Source organism: Flavobacterium piscis, assembly GCF_001686925.1.
Classification (GTDB): Bacteria; Bacteroidota; Bacteroidia; order Flavobacteriales; family Flavobacteriaceae; genus Flavobacterium; species Flavobacterium piscis.
Window position 1 is genome coordinate 46,952 of the sequence record NZ_LVEN01000042.1, and the last position, 21,246, is coordinate 68,197.

Below are 21,246 nucleotides of genomic sequence, written 5' to 3' on the forward strand. Positions count from 1 at the left end.
TATAAAAATCTAATCATCTATATAAAATTGATTCTAGGCATAAAATGCTCTTAAATTGTGTTATAAATATGTTATTTATTTCGATCCCCCTTTTAAAAAGCGTAAATTGAAAAAATATGATTTAGCATTATAAAAGCTAATCAGCAATTTTAAAAAAGAAAATGATGAATTATCAAATTGTAATAAAGAATATAGATACGGTTAATGAAGTAGAAGGATATTGGTCTGATGAAGATCTTGTTCAATTGTTAGAAAAATTCAATTATCCCGATGGTGCAACTGCAGACAAAGCGAGTTTGCCGGAATTATTAGAAATGGCTATTTCGGATTACGAACCTAATGAAGCTGCTGAAATAGTTTTGAAATATAAATTTCCTGACAGATTAGGCGACGGACAAATTGAGCAAATATCACACAACATGTTAATTGATAAAGTTTGTGAGGAATATCCCGAAATAGATATGCAGGGAACTTTATTTCATATCAATCAATTACTTTTTAAAGCGTACAACGGAAAATTCCCCAATGCAAAAGCTTCTATTGTTCATTTTTCAATGACACCAACGGACGGTGAAGCACAAAAATTAACAGCTGAAAATGTGCTGAAATTATTGAACAATGGTTTATCTGATAGAAATCTTATCAAAAGATTGTTCGAAAATCAAATGTCTCAAAATATTCCATTTCCTGAAGCCGAAGCTATTGTTTGGGAGTTGACAACAAAAGACAATGTAAATTATGATCTCGTTACGTCAGAAAACTGGATAAATAAAGAAGATATTACAGAATATGAATTTGAATCTGTTCTGGAGGAAATTGAAGACGAAGCATAATTTCAGATTATAAATAAGTTTTTGTTTCACAAAGACTCGCAAAAAAACGCAGAGATTCACAAAGTTTTTCTTCACTAAAATGTGAAAAATCTCTGTTAATCTCTGCGTCTTTTTGTATATCTCTGCGGAAGAAATCTTATTTTTTCAATCCTTCAGCAGCTTTATTAACCGCAGCTTTCAATTCTTCTTTGTAAGCAATAATCGTATCAAGTACTTTTTTATCGTGACTTCCGATGATTTGTGCTGCCAGAATTCCGGCATTTTTTGCTCCGTTTAAAGCTACAGTTGCCACAGGAACTCCGCCCGGCATTTGCAGAATCGATAAAACAGAATCCCATCCATCGATAGAATTACTTGATTTTACAGGAACTCCAATTACAGGAAGTGGCGACATCGAAGCAACCATTCCCGGTAAATGTGCTGCACCGCCCGCACCAGCAATAATTACAGAAATCCCGCGAGTATGCGCGTTTTTACTAAAGTCGAATAATTTTTCCGGCGTTCTGTGTGCCGAAACGATATCAACTTCAGTTTCAATGTTAAATTGTTTTAATATGTCGATGGCATCTTGCATGACTGGCATGTCTGAAATGCTTCCCATTATAATGGCTACTTTGCTCATAGTGTGTTTTTGTTTGTTTTGTTTCAGGTTTCAAGTTTCAGGTTGTTGTTGAGACTAAAAACTAAGAATGTTTATTTTGTTTGTTAAGGTTTAAACGGTAGACTGCGACCGGGACTGAAAACTATAGACTAATCACTTTAATAGTATTCTTAACATCCTCTGCAATTCTTCTTGCTTCGCCCATGTTTTCATTTACAATAGTAACATGGCCCATTTTTCTAAAAGGTCTTGTTTGTTTTTTACCGTAGATATGTGGTGTAACGCCATCCCACCCTAAAATGGTTTCTATGTTTTCATAAACGACATTTCCGGAGAAACCTTCGGCACCTACTAAATTTACCATAACTCCCGCAACTTTACTGTCTGTATTTCCTAACGGAAGATCTAGAATAGCGCGTAAATGATTTTCGAATTGTGACGTATAACTTGCTTCGATCGAATAATGACCTGAATTGTGTGGGCGAGGAGCGACCTCATTTACCAATATTTCATCTTCATGAGTTTGGAACATTTCAACTGCTAAAAGACCAACGTGATTGAATTTCTCCGAAACATTCAAAGCAATTGCTCTGGCTTTTTCGGCCACTTTTTCGTCGATTCTGGCTGGACAAATTACATATTCGACTTGGTTGGCTTCCGGGTGAAATTCCATTTCGACAACCGGATAGGTTTTAATTTCTCCAGAAGGGTTTCTTACTACGATCACAGCCAATTCATTTTTGAACGGAACCATAGTTTCTGCAATGCATTCTACATTGGGTAAATCATCCATATCAGAAATCTGGCGGATTACTTTTACGCCATTTCCGTCATAACCAAATTCAGTACATTTCCATACAAACGGAATTGTGATTTCATTATCTCCAACTGATTTTTGCAAATGCAACGGGCTATCAAATCGTAAATATGAAGCTGTCGGAATATTACTTTTAGTATAAAAATCTTTTTGAACGCCTTTATTCTGAATTCCTTTTAAAGTTTTTGGAGACGGATATACTTTTACGCCTTCGTTCTCTAATTGCGTTAAAGCTTCAAGATTAACCAATTCAATTTCGAAAGTCAAAACATCGACTTGTTTTCCAAAATTGTAAACCGTTTCATAATCCATCAAATCGCCCTGAAAGAATTTATTGCAGGCAATTTTACTCGGAGCTTCGTCGCTCGGATCTAAAACATAAGTTTGTATGTCAAATTTTCGAGTGTCAAACAATAGCATTTTTCCTAATTGTCCGCCACCTAATATTCCTAATTTAAAATCAGAAGAAAAATAGTTCATTGTAGTTGTGTTTTTGCAAAGATACTTTTTAATCTTTTTTTTGCCACGAATTTCATGAATTTCATGATTTTTTTCCAATTCTAATTTTAATCAGAATACAATTTGTGTCAATTTGTGGATTTGTGGTAAAAAATTTAACCGCAAAGTCCGCAAAGATTTACGCAAAGTTCGCAAAGTTTAATTGTTAGAAGGAGGCAAAGAACACAAAGCTTTATGTTAAGATTTGCAGATTAAAATTTGTGCTAATTTGTGAAATTTGTGGTTAACTAAAAAAATCATTTTTAATCGTCTCATCTGTGGCTAAAAAGATTAACCGCAAAGTCCGCAAAGATTTACGCAAAGATTTACGCAAAGTTCGCAAGTTTTAATTGTTAGAAGGAGGCAAAGGACACAAAGCTATGTGTAAGATTTTGTAGATAAAAATTTGTGCTAATTTGTGAAATTTGCGGTTAATTAAAAAGATCATTGTAATCGTTTTAATTTGTGGTGAAAAATTTAACCGCAAAGTCCGCAAAGATTTATGCAAAGTTCTCAAAGTTTTATTTTTTAAGGATGCAAAAGGCACAAAGCTTTATATTAAGAATTGCAGATAAAAATTTGTGCTAATTTGTGAAATTTGCGGTTAACTAAAAAAATCATTTTAATCTTTTAATCTGTGGCAAAAATATAACCGTAAAGCTATATGTTAGGATTTGGGCAGATTAAAAATTCGCGCTAATTTGTGAAATTTGTGGCAAATTAAAATTACTTTTCGATTTTCTTCAAGACTTCTTTGGCGACAGCTTTATAAGCCGCAGAATGATTTCCATAATCTTTGTTCAGGATAATTTGCAGTTCAGGATGAATCCAGTCGTAATGATTTCCCAAAACATATAAAGTTCTGATAGAATAGGCTTTTGTTGCCACTTTTACATCATTAATCAGCCAGTCAAAAGAAGCTTCGATACAATCCTGAAGGTTTTCTTCGGAAAGTAAAATACTGTCATCGTTTTTCTTATAATGTGATTTCACCAAAAGCTGAATCACTTTTGCGATTGGCCTTATAGCACTTTCATCCTTTAGCACTTTCAAATTAGAACATAAAAAAGCAAGATGAGGTTGCAGCCAGATTAATTCTTCGTAGGATACAAATTCTAAAATCCAACAGGCTTTATGATTGTTTTTGTTTTCGGGCGAAAAACAAATTGAAACCAGCTCTTCAAATAAATGATGATTTTCTAAAACATACTGAGCCGCCATGAGTCGGTTTTCTCTGTAAGCATTTACATAGTCTAGTTTTGCTTGTAATTCAGATGACATTTTTTTCGATTTAGGACACATCTAAAATAGGTAATTTAGTGAAATGGTTCCGTAATAATTTACAGGAAGTCCCGGATAATAATATCTTGGACTTGCGTTCCCGACAGCAACAGCGTTGGGTAAAATCATTGACGCATATTTTTCATCAGTTACATTACTAATACCAAAAGCTAAATTGGTATTTAAATGAGAGAGAATTTCAAAACCATAACCAGTTTTTAAGTTGACGATATGATAAGAATCTGAATAAGCAGAATTAGCATCATTCAACGGAATTTTATCTGTAAACTGAAAATCGGCAGAAAAATAAATTCCTAAAGAAGTATTTAAAATTATTCCGGCATTCACTTTATTTGCTGCAACTCCGGTTAATTTATTTCCGGAATAATCATTTCCGTTATCAACAAAATCTTTAAACTCATACTTTCCTAACGAAGCTGCGATAAAAGAATTCAAAGTAAAAAAACGATTAATGGTCCAGTTGTGTTTTGCTAAAACTTCGATTCCTTCATGAAACGTTTTTCCGGCATTTACACCTTCATATTGATCATCGCCAATTCGTTTCGCTACCAATAAATCTTTTATTTCCATTCGGTAAACCGCAAATTCGGTATAAAGATTTTTATTGAAGAAATAGAATTTTCCGCCAGCTTCGAAATTGTAACCGCTTTCAGGTTTTATGTCAGGATTGATGTTGCCGGAACTGGTAAGCGTTTCTTCGGTCGCCGGCAATGAAAATCCGCGACTTGCCGAAAAGTATAAAGTTCTTTCGGAATTGGGTTTGTATAGAAAAGACAATTGAGGAGAAAAAATCCCATCATAACTGTATTTTTCAGTTGAGGTTTTAGTAGGCAGAAAATTCGTTAGCTCAAAATGGGTTTCATTATAATTAAGTCCGGCCTGAATTTCGAATTGATCCGAAAGTAACGTTCTGATTTGTGAAAAGATATTATAAAAATGCCTTTTTTGATCGGTTTCAGTAAGTTGATTTCCTTGTAAACTTCCCTGGCCATTGTTGTTTTTGTAGAGATTCTCAAAAGTATTTCCGTTATAATTATCTGTGAAATATTCGATTCCGGCAATAAATTGATTTTCTATTTTTCCTATTTTAAAATCTCCCGAAAACTGCGTTCTTCCGCCGGTTCCAAAAGTATATTGACGTAATATATCAAAAGGACGAGGTTCGTTACTGTCTTTATAATTCACAAATATCGAAGTAGCATTACTCAGATGATCACTAATTTTAAAATCATAAGCCAATCCCGCCAAAGTCGATTTATATTCCTTAAATCCTTTTGAAGCTACCCAGGTTGAAGCGCCCAGTTTCGGATTAGAATCAAAAACCTCCTTAGTAATCGAACTTGGAATGTAAGCTTTTAAATAGGTGTAATTCGTAAAATAAGTCAGTTTGTTGTTTTTCTTTTTGAATAATTCTCCGGCAAGTGTGATTCCTTCTCGCTTGTACGAACTGTTTTCTCTCCATCCATCGGTTTTAAGATTATGGTAACTGATATTCAGACTGGAACTTTTTTCATTCACACTATAATTCAAACTGTTTTTAAGTAATCCAAACGAACCAAAAACACTGCTTACACTGGCATTTTCGCCATTGGTTTTAGAAAGTTGAGGCGAAATTAAAATAGCACCACCCAATCCTGCACCGTAAATACTTGAAAGCGGACCTTTGATTACCTCAAGCTGACCAATATTTTCAAGATCGATATCATCAATAACTGTTTCGCTGTTTCCGGAAGTCAGCGGAATACTGCCGTAAAAAGCCCTGATTTTATTCGTTCCGTAAGGAGATCTTGCGCCAATACCACGAATCGAAATTCGGCTTGTGGTAAAATTAGAGGATTGCATGAAAACTCCCGGAATCGTATTGATTACGGTAGTAATATCTGTTGTGTTATTTTGCAGAAGATCTTTTTTAGATAAAATACCAATTGCTGCGGGTGTATTCTGTAATCTATTATTAACATGAAGTGAACTAATAACAACTTCGTCGAGTTTTTGAGTTTTGACAGAATCAATAGTTCTGCTTTCTTTTTCTTGTGCTTTACTATTATGAAAAATGCAAAACACAAAAAGTAGAAAACAATATTTTTTTAAAATCATAAAAGAGTTTTGATCAGTTTTTGCGCATAATTTTAAACACATAGAAACATAGCTTTTGATGACGTAAAAAAGGCATTTCACTTAGCATTAATTCACATAGCTATGTGAAAGAAATGTGTTTCTTTTCAATGACCTTTTCGCAAAATAAAACCTATGTTTCTATGTGTTTAAAATTATTCGCGTAAAGTTTGGGATTTGGAATTTAAAAAATTTGGGATTTATTTATTCGCCGTAACCTTCCAAATCGTATTTCCACTATCATCATTAACCAAAAGCGATCCGTCTGGTGTAACCGTTACCGCAACAGGTCGGCCAAAAACTTCCGCTTTTTCAGCATTAGAAATAAAACCAGTTAAAAAGTCCTCAGGTTTTCCAGAAGGTTTTCCGTTCGCAAAAGGAACAAATACCACTTTGTAACCTGATATTTTGGCGCGATTCCAAGAACCATGTTGTCCTACGAAAATTCCGTTTTTGTATTTTGCAGGAAAAGCATCTTTAGTATAAAAAGCCAATCCTAATGAAGCAGTATGAGCACCAACCGGAACATCCGGAACAATAGCTTTTTCTACTAAATCTTTGCGTTCACCTTTCATTCTTGGATCAGGAATATTCCCGTAATACGAATAAGGCCAGCCGTAGAATCCGTCTCTTTTTACACTTGTTACATAATCAGGAACAAGATCGTCACCCAATTCGTCACGCTCATTAACAGCAGTCCAAAGTTCCTTGTTTGCCGGATTCCAGTCCATTCCAACAGGATTTCTAAGTCCGGCAGCATAAATTTTCTCACCGGTTCCGTCAGGATTAATTTCCAAGATATCAGCACGACGAACCTCTTTGTCCATTCCGTTTTCGCCTACATTACTTCCCGAACCAACCGAAACGTAGATTTTTGTTCCTTCAGGATTCGCAATTATATTTCTTGTCCAGTGATTGTTGTAACCTCCGGCAGGAAGTTCAAGAATTTTAGTTCCCTGAGTTTCTAATTTTAGCGGATTGTTTTTGTAAGGATATCGATATAATCCATCCGTGTTAGCGATATAGAAAAAGTCTTTTAGAACCAACATTCCAAAAGGTTTGTTGAGGTCTTTTATAAAAACTTCACGTGTTTCAAATTTACCATCTTTATCTTTATCACGTAAAACCGTAATTTGATTTTTGCTGCCGCGGGTTCCGCTTTCTACCACAAAAATATCATTATTGGGAGCGATATAGGTCCAGCGCGGATTTTCGAAACCATCTGCAAATTTGGTAACCGTAAAACCTGCAGGTGCCGTTGGTGTTTTTCCTTCGGGCCAGCCAATCACTTTGCTATTGTTTGTTTTTGATTCTGTTGCGTAGGGCGGAGGCAAAGTCAGGTCGCCGACAGCTGTTTTTACAATCGTATTGGGTTGCTTGCTCAGGGCATCTTTTTCTTCTTTTTTAACCTGTCCGTTGCAGGCTGTTAGTATAGTGAGTAGGGATATTGAAAATAGTTGCGCGGTATTTTTCATTATAATTCAGGGTTAAATATTTATAGAACAACAATTTACTAAAATTAAAAATATTTTTAAGAAAAGATTTGTAAATATTATGTGATATTTAACATTCTTAAAAAAATATGTGTCCAGCCTATTTTGATACTTACAGTTTGGTTGTAATTCTGTATCTTTGCCCATTATTTTAAACATAAAAATAATGATACAACTTCACGATAAACAATTTGTTCCGTTTATTTCGGCCAAGGAAATTGATTTTGCTTTGACCAAATTAGTAGCTCAGGTAGAAGACGATTTTGGAGACGATACACCAATTTTTATAGGGGTTTTGAATGGTGCATTTATGGTTGTTGCAGATTTTTTAAAAAAATATAAAAGTCCTTGCGAGGTTTCATTCATCAAAATGGCATCTTATGAAGGAACCGAATCTACTAATACCGTAAAGGAATTAATTGGTATTAATCAGGATTTATCAGGCAGAACCGTAATTATCATCGAAGATATTATCGATACCGGAAACACAATCGAAGAATTAAAAAAGATTTTTAAAGAGCAAAATGTCAAACATTTTAAAATTGCGACTTTGTTTTTTAAACCGGATGCGTATAAAAAAGACATTAAAATAGATTACATAGGAATCAGGATTCCAAATAAATTCATCGTTGGTTACGGATTAGACTACGATGGCTTGGGCAGGAATTTAGCCGAAGTATATAAATTAGCCGAATAATTAAAAACACACACAACTATATATTCATTTAAAACTTCTTATAAAAAACAGAAGTAACAACACTCACTCATATTATGATTAATATTGTTTTATTTGGAAAGCCAGGAGCAGGAAAAGGAACTCAGGCAGAATTTTTAAAAGAAAAATACAAACTAACTCATCTGTCAACAGGAGATATTTTTCGTTTTAATTTAAAAAATGATACAGATTTAGGTAAAAAAGCAAGAGTTTTTATGGACAATGGAGAATTGGTTCCTTGCGAAGTTACCACTGCAATGTTAATAGACGAAGTAAACAAACATCCTGATACAGCAGGTTTCTTGTTCGATGGTTATCCAAGAACATTAGATCAGGCTCAGGCTTTAGATAAATTTTTACCAACAATTGGGTCAAGTGTTACTGCTACAATCGCATTAGAAGCTGATGATGAAATTCTTGTGGCACGTTTATTAGAAAGAGGAAAAACAAGCGGAAGAGTAGATGATCAGGACGAAGAAAAGATTCGTGTAAGATATCAGGAATACAACGAAAAAACAGCTCCATTAATTGGATATTATAAAGAACAAAATAAGTTTTATGCCGTAAACGGTATCGGAACTATCGAAGAAATTACAGAACGCTTAACGTCAGTTATAGATAATTTGTAATACAACTTGTTGGAAGTTAAAAGTTAAATGTTTGGAAAGAACTTTAAGTTCTGAAAAGCATTTAACTTTTGGTTTTTAACTTTAAACTTAAAAATGGAAATACTAATAATATTTTTTCTAATACTATTAAACGGAGTTTTCTCTATGTCTGAAATTGCACTTATTTCAGCAAGAAAAAACAGACTCGAAACTGCCGCAAAAAAAGGAAATAAAAGTGCCAGAATTGCGCTCGATTTGGCCAATTCACCAAACAAGTTTTTGTCTACAGTACAAATCGGAATTACTTTAATTGGGATTTTGACGGGTATTTACAGTGGTGATAAAATCACCGTAGATGTGGAAACTTTTGTGAGCGGATTTGCAGTTTTAAAACCCTATGCACATTCTGTTGCAGTAGGGATTGTAGTTGTAGTACTAACATTTTTCTCCTTAGTTTTAGGAGAATTGCTGCCAAAACGAATTGGGTTAAATTATCCTGAATCTATTGCAAAAATGGTGGCAATGCCAATGAAGATCATTTCGATTATTACAGCGCCGTTTATTTGGCTGCTTACTACTTCGACTGATTTTTTACTGAATGTTTTACAAATTAAACCTTCAGCCGACGGAAAAGTGACCGAAGAAGAAATAAAAGCCATTATAAAAGAAGGAACGGAAGGCGGAGAAGTTCAGGAAATTGAACAAGATATCGTAGAACGTGTTTTTCATATTGGAGACCGAAAAGTAAATTCGTTAATGACGCACCGTAAATCGGTTGATATGTTGCCTTTTAATGCAGATAAAGCAAAAATAAAGGAACTTGTTCTTATGGATTTGCATACTGTTTATCCGGTTTACAGAGATAATTACGATGATATTGTGGGTATCGTAACCCTAAAAAATATATTTGCCAACATCGAAAGTGATCATTTTGATTTAGGAGCAATAATGACAGATCCTCCTTATTTAATGGAGCAGACAACAGCTTACAAAGCATTAGAAAACTTTAAGAAAACCGGAGTTCATTACGCTTTAGTTTCTGATGAATACGGTGTTTTTCAGGGAATTATTACTTTAAATGATATTCTTGAAGCTTTAGTTGGTGATGCATCTGATTTTTATAAAGATGAATTTCAATTGGTCGAAAGAGAAGATGGTTCATGGTTGGTAGACGGACATTATTCCTTACACGATTTTCTGACTTATTTTGAGTTGGATGAACTAACAAATGATTACGAAGTAAATACCGTAAGCGGAATGATTATGACCGAGCTTTCTCATATTCCGAAAGAAGGCGAAAAATTAATCTGGCAAAAATTTGTGCTTGAAGTCATTGATATGGATGGCGTAAAGATTGATAAAGTGTTGGTGAAAGCACTTAAAGAGTAAAGAGAATATAATAGTTTTCAGTCACAGTATTCAGTCGCAGTTTGCACTGAAAGCGAGGCTGAGACTGAACTAAAAACAATAGAATTTAGTAATACGATTTAGAGCAATCTAAAATCTAAAATCTAAAATCTGAAATTAAAAAAAATGACAGAAGGAAATTTTGTAGATTACGTTAAGATATATGTTTCATCCGGAAAGGGAGGAAAAGGATCTACACATTTACATAGAGAGAAATTTATTGAAAAAGGAGGCCCGGACGGAGGTGATGGTGGTCGAGGTGGACACGTGTATTTAGTAGGGAATAAAGGTTTGTGGACATTATTTCACTTAAAATTTGCCCGTCATATCAAAGCTGGTCACGGTGGAGATGGAGGTGGAGATCGTAGTACAGGTGCTGATGGAGAAGATAAATTTATCGAAGTACCTTTAGGAACTGTCGTAAAAGATAAAGAAACTGGAGAAACCTTGTTCGAAATTACCGAAGATGGTGAAAAAAGAATCCTTTCAAAAGGTGGAAAAGGCGGTTTAGGTAACTGGCACTTTAGAAGTTCAACAAATCAAACACCACGTTACGCACAACCAGGTTTACCGGGTGTAGAAATGGATGTGATTCTGGAACTTAAAGTTTTAGCCGATGTAGGTTTAGTAGGTTTTCCTAATGCAGGAAAATCAACTTTATTATCTGTATTGACTTCTGCAAAACCAAAAATTGCGGACTATCCTTTTACTACTTTAAAACCAAACTTAGGAATTGTAGCTTACAGAGATTTTCAGTCTTTTGTAATTGCAGATATTCCGGGAATTATTGAAGGTGCTGCTGAAGGAAAAGGTTTAGGACATTACTTTCTGCGTCATATCGAGCGTAATTCAACATTGTTGTTTTTAGTTCCTGTTGATACGCCGGACATTAAAGGGGAATATGATATTTTGGTTAACGAATTAACGAAATACAATCCTGAAATGTTAGATAAGGAACGTCTTTTAGTAATCTCAAAATGCGATATGCTGGATGACGAACTTAAAGCTGAATTAAAGACTGAATTAGATGTTGCTTTCAAAGACATTCCTTATATGTTTATTTCATCGGTTGCCCAACAAGGTTTAACAGATTTGAAAGATAAACTTTGGAAGATGTTAAACGAATAGTAAAAATAATAGTTTTATACAAAAAAGGTGTTCTGTAATAGGACACCTTTTTTATTGTGCAAAATGTTAATTTCGTAATAAAATCTTAAAAAGAGGTGAGCATATTTATTTTTGATCCTACTTCGGATGATATAATTATGAAAATGACTTATATTCGCATCACTTAAACAAAATAATATGAAAAAAATAATTTTATTCTTAACCATGTGCTTAATGGCTTTTCCTGTAAAAGCTGATGAAGGAATGTGGTTTTTGATGTTTATCGAAAGATTGAACCATAGAGATATGGAAAAAATGGGCTTACAGCTTACAGCCGAAGAAATTTATAGCATTAATCATCATAGTTTGAAAGATGCAATTGTACAGTTTAACGGAGGTTGTACTGCTGAGATTGTTTCTAAAAACGGATTGGTTTTAACAAATCACCACTGTGGATATAATGCAATTGCAGAACTTTCTACAGCCGAGCAAAATTATCTGAAAGATGGTTTCTGGGCAAAAACAAAAAGTGAGGAAATGAAGCCAAAATCGTTATACGTTCGTTTCTTTGTTCGTATGGATGACGTTTCTAAAAGAATTTTGTCTAAAGTAAATGATAAAATGACAGAGACTGAAAGAAATAAAATCATTCAGCAGGAAATCAATTTGATTGAAAAAGAAAATAACGAAGGAGGAAAATATACCGTTTCTGTTCGTCCTTTCTTTCAGGGAAATGAATATTACTATTTCGTATATCAGGATTATACCGATGTTCGCTTAGTAGGAACACCTCCGGAAAGTGTTGGTAAATTTGGTGGAGATACTGATAACTGGGAATGGCCGCGTCAAACAGGAGATTTCTCTATGTTTAGAGTATACGCTGATAAAGACGGAAATCCTGCGACTTACTCAAAAGACAATGTGCCTTTACAGCCTAAACATTACTTACCTGTAAGTATAAAAGGAGTTAAGGAAAATGATTTTGCTATGATTTTAGGATATCCTGGAAGAACAAACCGTTGGATGCCAGCCGGAGGAATCGAGCAAAACATAAAATATGCATATCCTGCATGGGTTGAAGGTGCTAAAACCGGAATGGATGTAATGAAAAAATATATGGACAAAGATGCAACAGTTCGTTTGCAATATGCGTCTAAATATGCTTCGACTGCCAACTACTGGAAAAACCGTCAGGGAATGATTGATGCCTTAACAAAAGCCGGAACGGTAGATGTTAAAGCCGCACAGGAAGATAAATTCTACGAATGGGCAAGTAAACCGGCTAATAAAGAAAAGTACGAAAATGTAATTCCTACTATTAATGAGTATTACAGATCTACAAATTTAAAAGCAACTCATGATAATTATTTAATGCAGCTTTTGCGTACGTCAAGTTATGCTGCAGGACCAGCAAACTTAGGAAATGCATTGATTGCTTATTATAATGAAAATGACGCTAAAAAAGCAGAAATGTTACCTAAGATCAATGCTATGATCGATAACATTTATGGTGAGTTTTATGCGCCCCTTGAAAAAGATATATTTGCTGCACAATTGAACTTGTACACCTCTAAAGGTGCTGAATATGGTTTAGGTACACAAGTAGCTAAAATGAAATCAGAAAATAAGGGTGATTTTACTGCAGATGTTGCAAAAGCAACTGAGGTAAGTTACTTTACAACTAAAGAAAAAGTGTTGGCATTTATGGCTAATCCAAAACCATTAGCAATTGTACATGATCCTTTGTACATTATTTCTAATGATTTGATGACAAAATACCGTGCTAAAACAGATGATCAGGCTAAAGCTGATGATGGTTTCGCAACTGCTTTCCGCGAATTGGTTGAAGGGTTAAGAGAGTCAAAATTAAACACGATTCAATACCCTGATGCAAACTCTACTTTGAGACTGACTTACGGAAAAGTTCGTGCATTACCTGCAGATCCTAGAAATGATGCTACAATTAATAACTATACTACTATGGAAAGTATGGTGAAAAAATACAAAGCAGGAGATCAGGAATTTGATTTACCAAAACGTTTGTTAGAATTGAACAAGAAAAAAGATTACGGACAATATGCTGACAAAGCTGGATATATGCCTGTAAACTTCCTGACAGATAATGATATTACAGGAGGAAACTCTGGTTCACCGGTTCTTAACGGAAAAGGAGAGTTAATTGGTATTGCTTTTGACGGAAACATTGAAGCAATGGCAGGAGATGTTATTTTTGATCCTAAATTGCAAAGAACAATCAACGTAGATATTCGTTATGTACTTTGGATTATCGACAAATACGCTGGAGCTAAAAATATTATTGATGAATTGACTATTGCAAAATAGTTTGTTTTATTTCTAAAATTAAAGCCGACAGATTTAAAATCTGTCGGCTTTTTTTGTGGTAATTTTTTCCGCCACGAATTCACGAATTTTTATTTTAATTAATTCGTGAATTCGTTGCTATTTTTCGAAATTTTATTGAACTTTTACCCGAATTCCTTTTGTATGACTGGCAAATTCCGGAGCATACATACTTTCAATTGTTGTAATTCCGTTTGAGAATTCTCCGCTGTTGTTTACTCTTATATCATATTCTATTACATAAGTTCCTTTGTTGATCTGGTCAAAAAACAAATGCGTTGCAGCATCTTTTGTGCTCATATAATATCCTAAACCATTTTTGTATTGATATTCAGAAAGTACATTTACAGGTTCAAAGCAAGAAGCGCGCATATCTTTTAAATGCACAAATTCCATGTCTTCTTTAGATTTTATAATTAGTCTTACCGTAACTAAATCTCCTGTTTGTAAAGGGTTTTTGCTTGTAATTCGTTCTAATTGGTTGCCTTTTAGTGAAGTCTTCTTTAAATACAATTCTTTCGAAACTGATAAAACTGCGCCCGAATTGGTTTTGATTTTATCCAATTCTTCAAAATATTGCCAATAAACGCCGCCAAATCCGGGAACTTTAGATTTGTTTTGAATACTTATTGAAGCCATTTCTCTTTTGACTTCATCAGCTTTCCAATTCAGTTTGATATAGCCGGTTTCAGCTTCTTTTTCGTTTTCGTTTAATTTTTTGGTTAAGATTTTTTCGTTTCCAATTTTGATGATAGTATTGTCTTTCACGCTTAACCAATCATTACCTTGCATCAATAAAGCATAAACAGCTTCTGTTGTAGATTTTGTTGTTGGCCAGTTTTTGGTCTGTTTGTTTTTTAACAACCAAACTTTCATGGCATCCACAGATTTGATATCGTGAGTCACTTCGGTGAAAGCCTCAATCAATAAAGCCTGAGTTTCTATGGGGGCCTGATACCAATACCAACCTGCTTTATTGGAAATCCAGTACATGCCCCAATCTACATTATTTGATGACGTTTCTTTTAGACTTTCAATAATTTTTTTAGCCGACTCGCTTTCTCCAAAACGATTTAAAGTTAAAGCAGCCAGTCCTTTTTCGTAAAGCGAATAATTGAGCCAATCTTTTTTAGTTGTTTCTAAATACAATTTTGTTGCTTTTTTCAAAGTATCGGAAAGCGGATAATTGTCTAAATAAAAACTTCTGGTATATAAATAATGCAGATCTGAATAGGGATTGATCCAAATTAGCTTCTCTGTCTTTTTTAAGTTTTTAGTCTTGTTTTTATAATACTCTAAGAATTTATTGTCCAGAAAAGGAACTCCGGTTTTGGCAATGGCATCAATTTTTGCAACATTATCTTCTGTTTTGTTTAATTTGGATAAATGACCTAAACCTGCCAGAATATGACGGGTGATGTATTCATTTTCAGAACTTCCTTCAAACCAAGAAAATCCTCCTGATGAGTTTTGTTTTTGTTTTAATTTATCAAAAGCAGCTTCTTGCGATGCCTTCATTTTTTCCAAATCAAATAAAAGAGCCAGATTCTTTTTCTTTTCTTCTTCGCTTTCCGCATCTTTTAGCCACGGAGTTTCTGCCAGAATAATTGATTTTAGTTCTTCGTTTTCTTCTAATTTAGAATTCAGTTTTCCGTTTTTTCTCCAGTTTTCAAATACAGTTGCAATTTTCGGATTACTCGAAATGATTTCTGAGGCCAAAGCATTGGCATAAAAGCGAGCGAAAGTTTGTTCGGCACATTCATGTTCGTATTCCATCAAAAACGGCAAAGACTGAATTGCCATCCACGATGGATTTGATGTATATTCTAAAGTAAGCTGATGATTTTTTAAAGTCGCTGAATTGTTGTTTTTTAAATTCTCAAAAGTATATTCTTTGGTAGAATTTTCACGAACCCAAATGGGGATACTTTCTGTAACCAACATATTATTGGTCAAAACCGGAAGTATGTTTTCTTCTCCATCCGAAAAATTACCGGATTTGGCCAGGATTTTATATTGCACACCTTGCAAACCTTCTGGAATTGAAATTGTCCAGGTTGCTGTTGTATTCCCAAAAGCACCAACCGTAAAGTTTCTCACATTTTTTGCATTCAGCATTTTGGCATCTATGGGCTGCATTGTTGTCGCATCGAAAAACTGTAAAATAGCGATTCCTGTTTTTACCTGATCTGTTACATTTGAAATCTTAGCCGAGATTACAATCGTATCTTTTTCCCTAAAGAAGCGAGGGAAATTAGGTAAAAGCATTAATTCTTTTTGAGTTACAACACTTTTCTCTAAATAACCGGAAACAGCATCTTTATTATGTGCCAATAAACGAAGTTTCCAAGCCGTTAGAGCTTCCGGCGAAGTAAAATTGAAACTTACTTTTCCGTTGGCATCGGTTTTTAAATTAGGTAAAAAGAAAGCGGTTTCAGAAAGATTTTTTCTGGCTTTTACTTGGGTTAATGCTTCTAATGCTTTTTTGGTTGTAATGATTATGACGCCGTTTGCCGCTCTGCTTCCGTAAAGTGCTGTGGCTTTGTCTCCAGTTAAAAACTCGATGTCAAGAAGATCTTCAGGGTTTATTTTTTTGAAATTATCTTCAGAAGAAATTTCTCCATCAATTATATATAATGTTGATGAATTAATTATCATTGAGGTAAGACCATTCGTGATTTTTTTTCCAGGAACAAATTGCACTTTATTGGTTTGATAGTAATATTCTGGATTGTTTAAAGTATCCCCAGTTTTCATATAGGCAGGTTTTACAAATCGTACCTGATCTACTTTTGGAGCTGGTGCTGAAGCAGATTCTGAAATAGTAATTGCTGCTGCTGCGCCAACAGGTTCATCAACAGTTAAAACAGCATCAGGATCTCCTTTAATAGTTTCACTGCCTACTTTTTTATCTTTAAGTTCGGTTATCGTGATGCCAAGTGAATCACCGTATCGGCTATTATTGAAGTCAAAACCAAACCAGTTTAATCGTGTTTCATCATTTTTTAATACAGTTAGAGGAAGAAATTCATTTAAATTTTCCAGAGATGAAGATGTTCGTTCAAAACCTAAACCAGATTTAAAATTAGGAGAATTGTAATGGTAATTGTTTATACTTAAGCTATTATTCCAGTCCTTTTTTGTAAACTGGTCTAAAGAGCTGTCGTACATAGAGGCTAATACTTCTGCTTCGGTTTTTGCATTGATTGATTTTAGTTTAAACGACCAGGTTTCCTTACTTCCGGGTTCGATTTTATTTCTAAAACTTTCTACAAGTAATTCAAGTTTAGATTCCGGTGTTTTTAGTGCAACGTCTATTTGGTTATTAAAAATTTCGTTGTCGAAAATGCTTTGAAAACTTATGCCAACTGATTTTTCGAATTCTTTTTTTAAAGGAACTTTTATTGTTACTTCATGGTTTTGTAAATGATACGTATTTTCAAAATAGGTTTGATTACCATAATTTCCGTTGGTAGTGATATAAAGATCCGGAATGACAGAAGAAAGTTTAATTGTTACAAAACCATCTTTTTTTGGATCCGTATTAATTTGCTCTGCTGTAAATAATTTACTTGGATTAAATTTGTCTTTGCTTTGTTTTATTTCGAAAGTCGATACAGATTCTATGGGATTATTGAAGGTGTCTTTTGCTGAAAACACAATTTTATAAATTCCGGATTTATAATCTGAAATAAAATCCAAGACTATTTTTTTGTCTTTTTCGGTGTCTACTTTTTTCGAAAACAATAAAACTTCATTTGCTTTATCTGTTTTAATTTCTACCATTTCATAAGGAAACAATCTTTCAAAATCTGACGCTGAGATATTCTCGATTTCTGGTTTTTGCCACAAGTTTTCTTTAAATTTATAAGAAAACGGACTAACGAAATACAATTTAATTTCGCCTTTGGCTGCTAAAAATTCTCCGTTTAAATTGGTACTTGTAAGCGTGATTTCGTTTTTGTTTTTAGTTTCAATACTACCCGGAATACTGGCATTGATGACCAAATCATGATAACCCACTTTTACAGTGGTTTCTGAGGTATGTGTTTCGCCATTAATATCAGTGACATCGGCAATTACACTGTAGCTAAAAACAGGCAATTGTTCTTTGATTGCATTTTTTGAAGGTTCGGCAATAAATTCAATTACAAATTTACCAGAAGCATCTGTTTTGGTTTCGCCCGTTGCTATAATTTCGTTTTGTTCGTTCCCCCAATAATCACTATAATTCCTAACATAACGTGTAAATCGAGTTACTTTGTAAGTTACTTTTGCATCAGAAATGTTGCTTCCGGCAAATGCTTTTGCAGTTCCGTTTACTTTAATCGATTGATTGACCTGAAAACTTTCTTTTTTAGGATCAAAATCTACTTTAAATTTTGGACGTTTGTATTCTTCGACCCTAAAATAAATTTGAGAGTTTTCAAGTCTTACGGTTTTCCAAAATGATGCATTTGGTTTGTTTTTAAACGAAATATCTCCTTTTTCATAATTATCAGGTTGCGTTGCATAAATATTAAAATTACCTGTAAGTCCGCTTTTAGGCAAAGTGAATTCTCCTGAAAAAGAACCAAATTCATTGGTAATAACTTCTAGTTCTTTAAACGTTTGATAATTAGTATCTCTTACGAAAATTTTAAAAGTGGTATTGGCAACAATACTGGTTTTGTTTTTTTGTTTTTTAATGGCAATTCCTTTATAGTAAACCGTTTGTCCCGGACGATAAATTGCCCTGTCCAGATAAAACTCAACTTTTCCTGTTAAAGAATTGTTTTCTGTTTGATTGTATTGCTGCGTATATCTAAGATAATTTTTCTCGGGTAAAATAGTGTCGTTTGCCAATGAAAATTCTATATGCTCATTGTAATCGTAGTTATTTGCTCCAATATAAGAAGCTAGTCCGTTTGAATCTGTTTTAAGAGTATAACGCTTAGATTTTATGGTTACATTTTCAAGAGGTTTTCCTGTTTTTCTGTCCAGCACCTGAAAATTTTCTTTGTTGATTTCCTGCGAGGCCAGAATACTTAAATTTGAAACGGTAATGGTTTGATAAGAAAATGGTTTCTCTTTTTTTGCATCAGAATCACTTTCAAAATAAACTAAATACGTTCCTGTTTCCAGTTGTGGTAAAACAACTTCTGTAGTATATTCAAAATAATCCTTTTTATTTTGAAGCTGATAGTCTTTAGAAGCTATTTTAATTTGATTTTTTGTAATGGCTGCAGCTAAACTATCTTCTTCAGAATATGAATCTAAAAATTTCCTGAGTTTTTTTTGATCTATTTTGTAGAATGATATTCTTAAATGGTCAAGATTTTTATAAGTGATAAAAGCTCTGGTATTCTCCTTATTATAAATGAACTTTTGAAGCCTTGCAGTTAATGATTTAGAAATAACATATTGTTTTTGCCCCAAAGCAGTCTGAGCTGCATTGGTTTCATTATTCATTTTTATTATCTCGTCGTATATTTTGACCGCTTCGATATTATAATCAGGATGTAATTCTTTCGATGCCTGGCTAAGGAGAATTTCTGCTTTTTTTAATAGAATTTTCTGAGTAAGAATGGGATCATTCGAACGTTGTTGAAATTCATTTAAAAATATTTTCAAATCTTCATTGGGCTGTGGCATAAATTCACTACAAAAAATAATGCGGTCAAATTGGTTTTCTAATGATGGATTGCCAGATTCGAGTTTTTGATATAAAGACAGCACTTTTTTGAAATTTTCTTCTTTTATAAAATTGAGATCAAGCGCTAAAAAGGCTTCTGAATTTCCTAAAAGTTCATTTTTATAAGCTGGAATTTGGCTGTTATCAATTTTCCATCGCTCAATTTTTTCAGTGAAAAACGCGATATTTTCTTTTAGTAAATAATCATATAAGTTTTCATTTTTTAGCTTTTCTAAAGTCAGAAAACTAAAAATAGCCTGATACTTTTTTAAAGATGTTTTTTTAAGGATTGATTCATTTTCCAGTGTTTTTTCATAAAGTGCTAGTACTTCTTTTTCAGATGTAAAATCAATGCTTGCTTTATCATCTTCCAGTATATCAACAACGGCTGTGGTGTCTATGGCTACAGCAATAGTATCTACAGTAAAAATAGCAGAATCTATCATTGCAGCAGCTTCATCTACAACCGCCGCAGCACTGTCTACAACTGCATAAGCTTCGTCATAATTAGAGTACCTATTTAAACATTTTGCATAAATTAAATTCAAAATTGCTTTTGATGGTATCGAAACCCGGTTAATATCTGTTTTAAGATGATCTAAGATTTTAGTTTTTGCGTTTTCGTCAACTACCTGCAAATATTTCGATTGATAAAAAAAACATTTTATCATTTGTACTTCGTCTTTTGCTGAAACTGCTTTTTTGTAAATTTTGTCAACGATTTCATTTGCTGATTTTATTTTACCTTCATTTTCATAAGCGGCAACTTTAGCCCAGTTTTTGTCGTTTTTTTGAGCAAATAAAGCAGTAGTAAACAATAAGAAAACAAATAATATATTTTTCATAAATCGGTTTTTAGTATATAGAGCGCGGTTTTGTATAAAAGGTTGGGAAAACTATTGAAAATAAATTTCGTACAAATTACTAATTTATCTTCAAAACCAAATGTTGCGTTTTATATTTCCCTATTTTTGAAAGATGAAAAAGCTAATCCTCTTTTTTTTATTTGTGCCAATATGTATTTGGTCGCAATCTAATTTTGAAAAAGCAGAAAAGCTATATCATGCCAAAAAGTATGATGAAGCGCGGGTTGTTTTTGAAGAGGTTTTAAAAAGCAAACCTTCGGATATAAAAACAATTGAGTATTTGGGAGAAATTACAGCGCATCAAAAAGCATGGATAAAAGGAGCTGAATATTTCAAAAAACTGAAAGAATTAAAACCTGCAGAAGCAGATTATTTCTATAAATACGGAGGCTGTCTGGCAATGCGGGCTATGGAAGTCAACAGATTGAAAGCTTTGGGAATGGTGAGTGAAATGAAAGAATCATTTGAAAAAGCTATTGTTTTAGATCCTAAACACCTTCCGGCCAGATGGGCATTAATCGAAATATATTTGCAATTGCCGGGCATTTTTGGCGGAAGCGAATCTAAGGCAATTTTATACTCCAATCAGCTGGCGCAATTATCGCCCGTTGATGGTTATTTATCAAAAGGAAGAATAGATGTGTATTTTAAGAGATATACAGCAGCCGAAAAAAACTTTATAAAGGCTCATGAAATTGGCAAATCAAAAACTACGTTTCAAAAATTATATAATTTATATTTGAATAATCTAAAAGACACTAAAAAAGCAAAGGAATTAAAACAGAAATTTGAAGCTTAATGTCAAAATTAAATTCCATTTAATTGGAATTTGGAATTTTAAAAAAATTG

The 21,246-nt window shown here is 33.6% G+C and carries 13 protein-coding genes; 7 read left to right on the forward strand and 6 right to left on the reverse strand.

Going from position 1 to position 21,246, the window contains the following annotated elements; translation table 11 throughout:
• Positions 1 to 161 precede the first annotated feature (161 nt).
• A complete protein-coding gene (locus FLP_RS17545; RefSeq protein ID WP_243397496.1) occupies positions 162 to 833 on the forward strand; it encodes a hypothetical protein in 672 nt (223 codons plus the stop codon).
• A gap of 136 nt (positions 834 to 969) precedes the next feature.
• Here the strand turns inward: FLP_RS17545 and purE are convergent, their stop codons facing one another.
• From purE to FLP_RS17570, 5 genes are all read right to left on the reverse strand, one after another.
• Complete coding sequence (gene purE / locus FLP_RS17550) at positions 970 to 1,455, reverse strand: 5-(carboxyamino)imidazole ribonucleotide mutase (protein WP_039111763.1); 486 nt, start codon at positions 1,453 to 1,455, stop codon at positions 970 to 972.
• Between the two features lie 121 nt (positions 1,456 to 1,576).
• On the reverse strand, positions 1,577 to 2,731 hold the full coding sequence (locus FLP_RS17555; protein ID WP_065451178.1) for a 5-(carboxyamino)imidazole ribonucleotide synthase: 1,155 nt from the start codon (positions 2,729 to 2,731) through the stop codon (positions 1,577 to 1,579).
• 744 nt (positions 2,732 to 3,475) lie between these two features.
• A complete protein-coding gene (locus FLP_RS17560; protein ID WP_065451179.1) occupies positions 3,476 to 4,030 on the reverse strand; it encodes a hypothetical protein in 555 nt (184 codons plus the stop codon).
• Between the two features lie 21 nt (positions 4,031 to 4,051).
• Positions 4,052 to 6,148: a TonB-dependent receptor gene (locus tag FLP_RS17565; protein WP_065451180.1), complete on the reverse strand. Its 2,097-nt coding sequence runs from the start codon at positions 6,146 to 6,148 to the stop codon at positions 4,052 to 4,054.
• A 218-nt stretch (positions 6,149 to 6,366) separates the two neighbouring features.
• Positions 6,367 to 7,641 carry a PQQ-dependent sugar dehydrogenase gene (locus FLP_RS17570; protein ID WP_065450830.1) on the reverse strand — a complete coding sequence of 425 codons (1,275 nt, stop codon included), beginning with the start codon at positions 7,639 to 7,641 and terminating at the stop codon, positions 6,367 to 6,369.
• 184 nt (positions 7,642 to 7,825) lie between these two features.
• On the opposite strand from FLP_RS17570, the gene hpt reads away from it, so the two are divergent.
• From hpt to FLP_RS17595, 5 genes are all read left to right on the forward strand, one after another.
• A complete protein-coding gene (hpt, locus tag FLP_RS17575) occupies positions 7,826 to 8,356 on the forward strand; it encodes a hypoxanthine phosphoribosyltransferase (protein ID WP_065450831.1) in 531 nt (176 codons plus the stop codon).
• 74 nt (positions 8,357 to 8,430) lie between these two features.
• On the forward strand, positions 8,431 to 9,003 hold the full coding sequence (locus tag FLP_RS17580; protein WP_065450832.1) for an adenylate kinase: 573 nt from the start codon (positions 8,431 to 8,433) through the stop codon (positions 9,001 to 9,003).
• A gap of 93 nt (positions 9,004 to 9,096) precedes the next feature.
• Positions 9,097 to 10,371 (forward strand): hemolysin family protein, encoded by a 1,275-nt coding sequence (locus tag FLP_RS17585; protein WP_078006014.1) that lies wholly within the window; start codon positions 9,097 to 9,099, stop codon positions 10,369 to 10,371.
• Positions 10,372 to 10,515: 144 nt separating this feature from the next.
• On the forward strand, positions 10,516 to 11,517 hold the full coding sequence (gene obgE / locus FLP_RS17590; RefSeq protein ID WP_065450834.1) for a GTPase ObgE: 1,002 nt from the start codon (positions 10,516 to 10,518) through the stop codon (positions 11,515 to 11,517).
• A gap of 177 nt (positions 11,518 to 11,694) precedes the next feature.
• A complete protein-coding gene (locus FLP_RS17595) occupies positions 11,695 to 13,839 on the forward strand; it encodes a S46 family peptidase (protein WP_065450835.1) in 2,145 nt (714 codons plus the stop codon).
• Between the two features lie 132 nt (positions 13,840 to 13,971).
• Here FLP_RS17595 and FLP_RS17600 read toward each other — a convergent pair whose 3' ends face one another.
• Positions 13,972 to 20,376 (reverse strand): alpha-2-macroglobulin family protein, encoded by a 6,405-nt coding sequence (locus FLP_RS17600; RefSeq protein ID WP_065450836.1) that lies wholly within the window; start codon positions 20,374 to 20,376, stop codon positions 13,972 to 13,974.
• Positions 20,377 to 20,509: 133 nt separating this feature from the next.
• Here FLP_RS17600 and FLP_RS17605 point away from each other — a divergent pair, with 133 nt between their 5' ends.
• Complete coding sequence (locus FLP_RS17605) at positions 20,510 to 21,196, forward strand: tetratricopeptide repeat protein (RefSeq protein ID WP_065450837.1); 687 nt, start codon at positions 20,510 to 20,512, stop codon at positions 21,194 to 21,196.
• Positions 21,197 to 21,246: the final 50 nt, after the last annotated feature.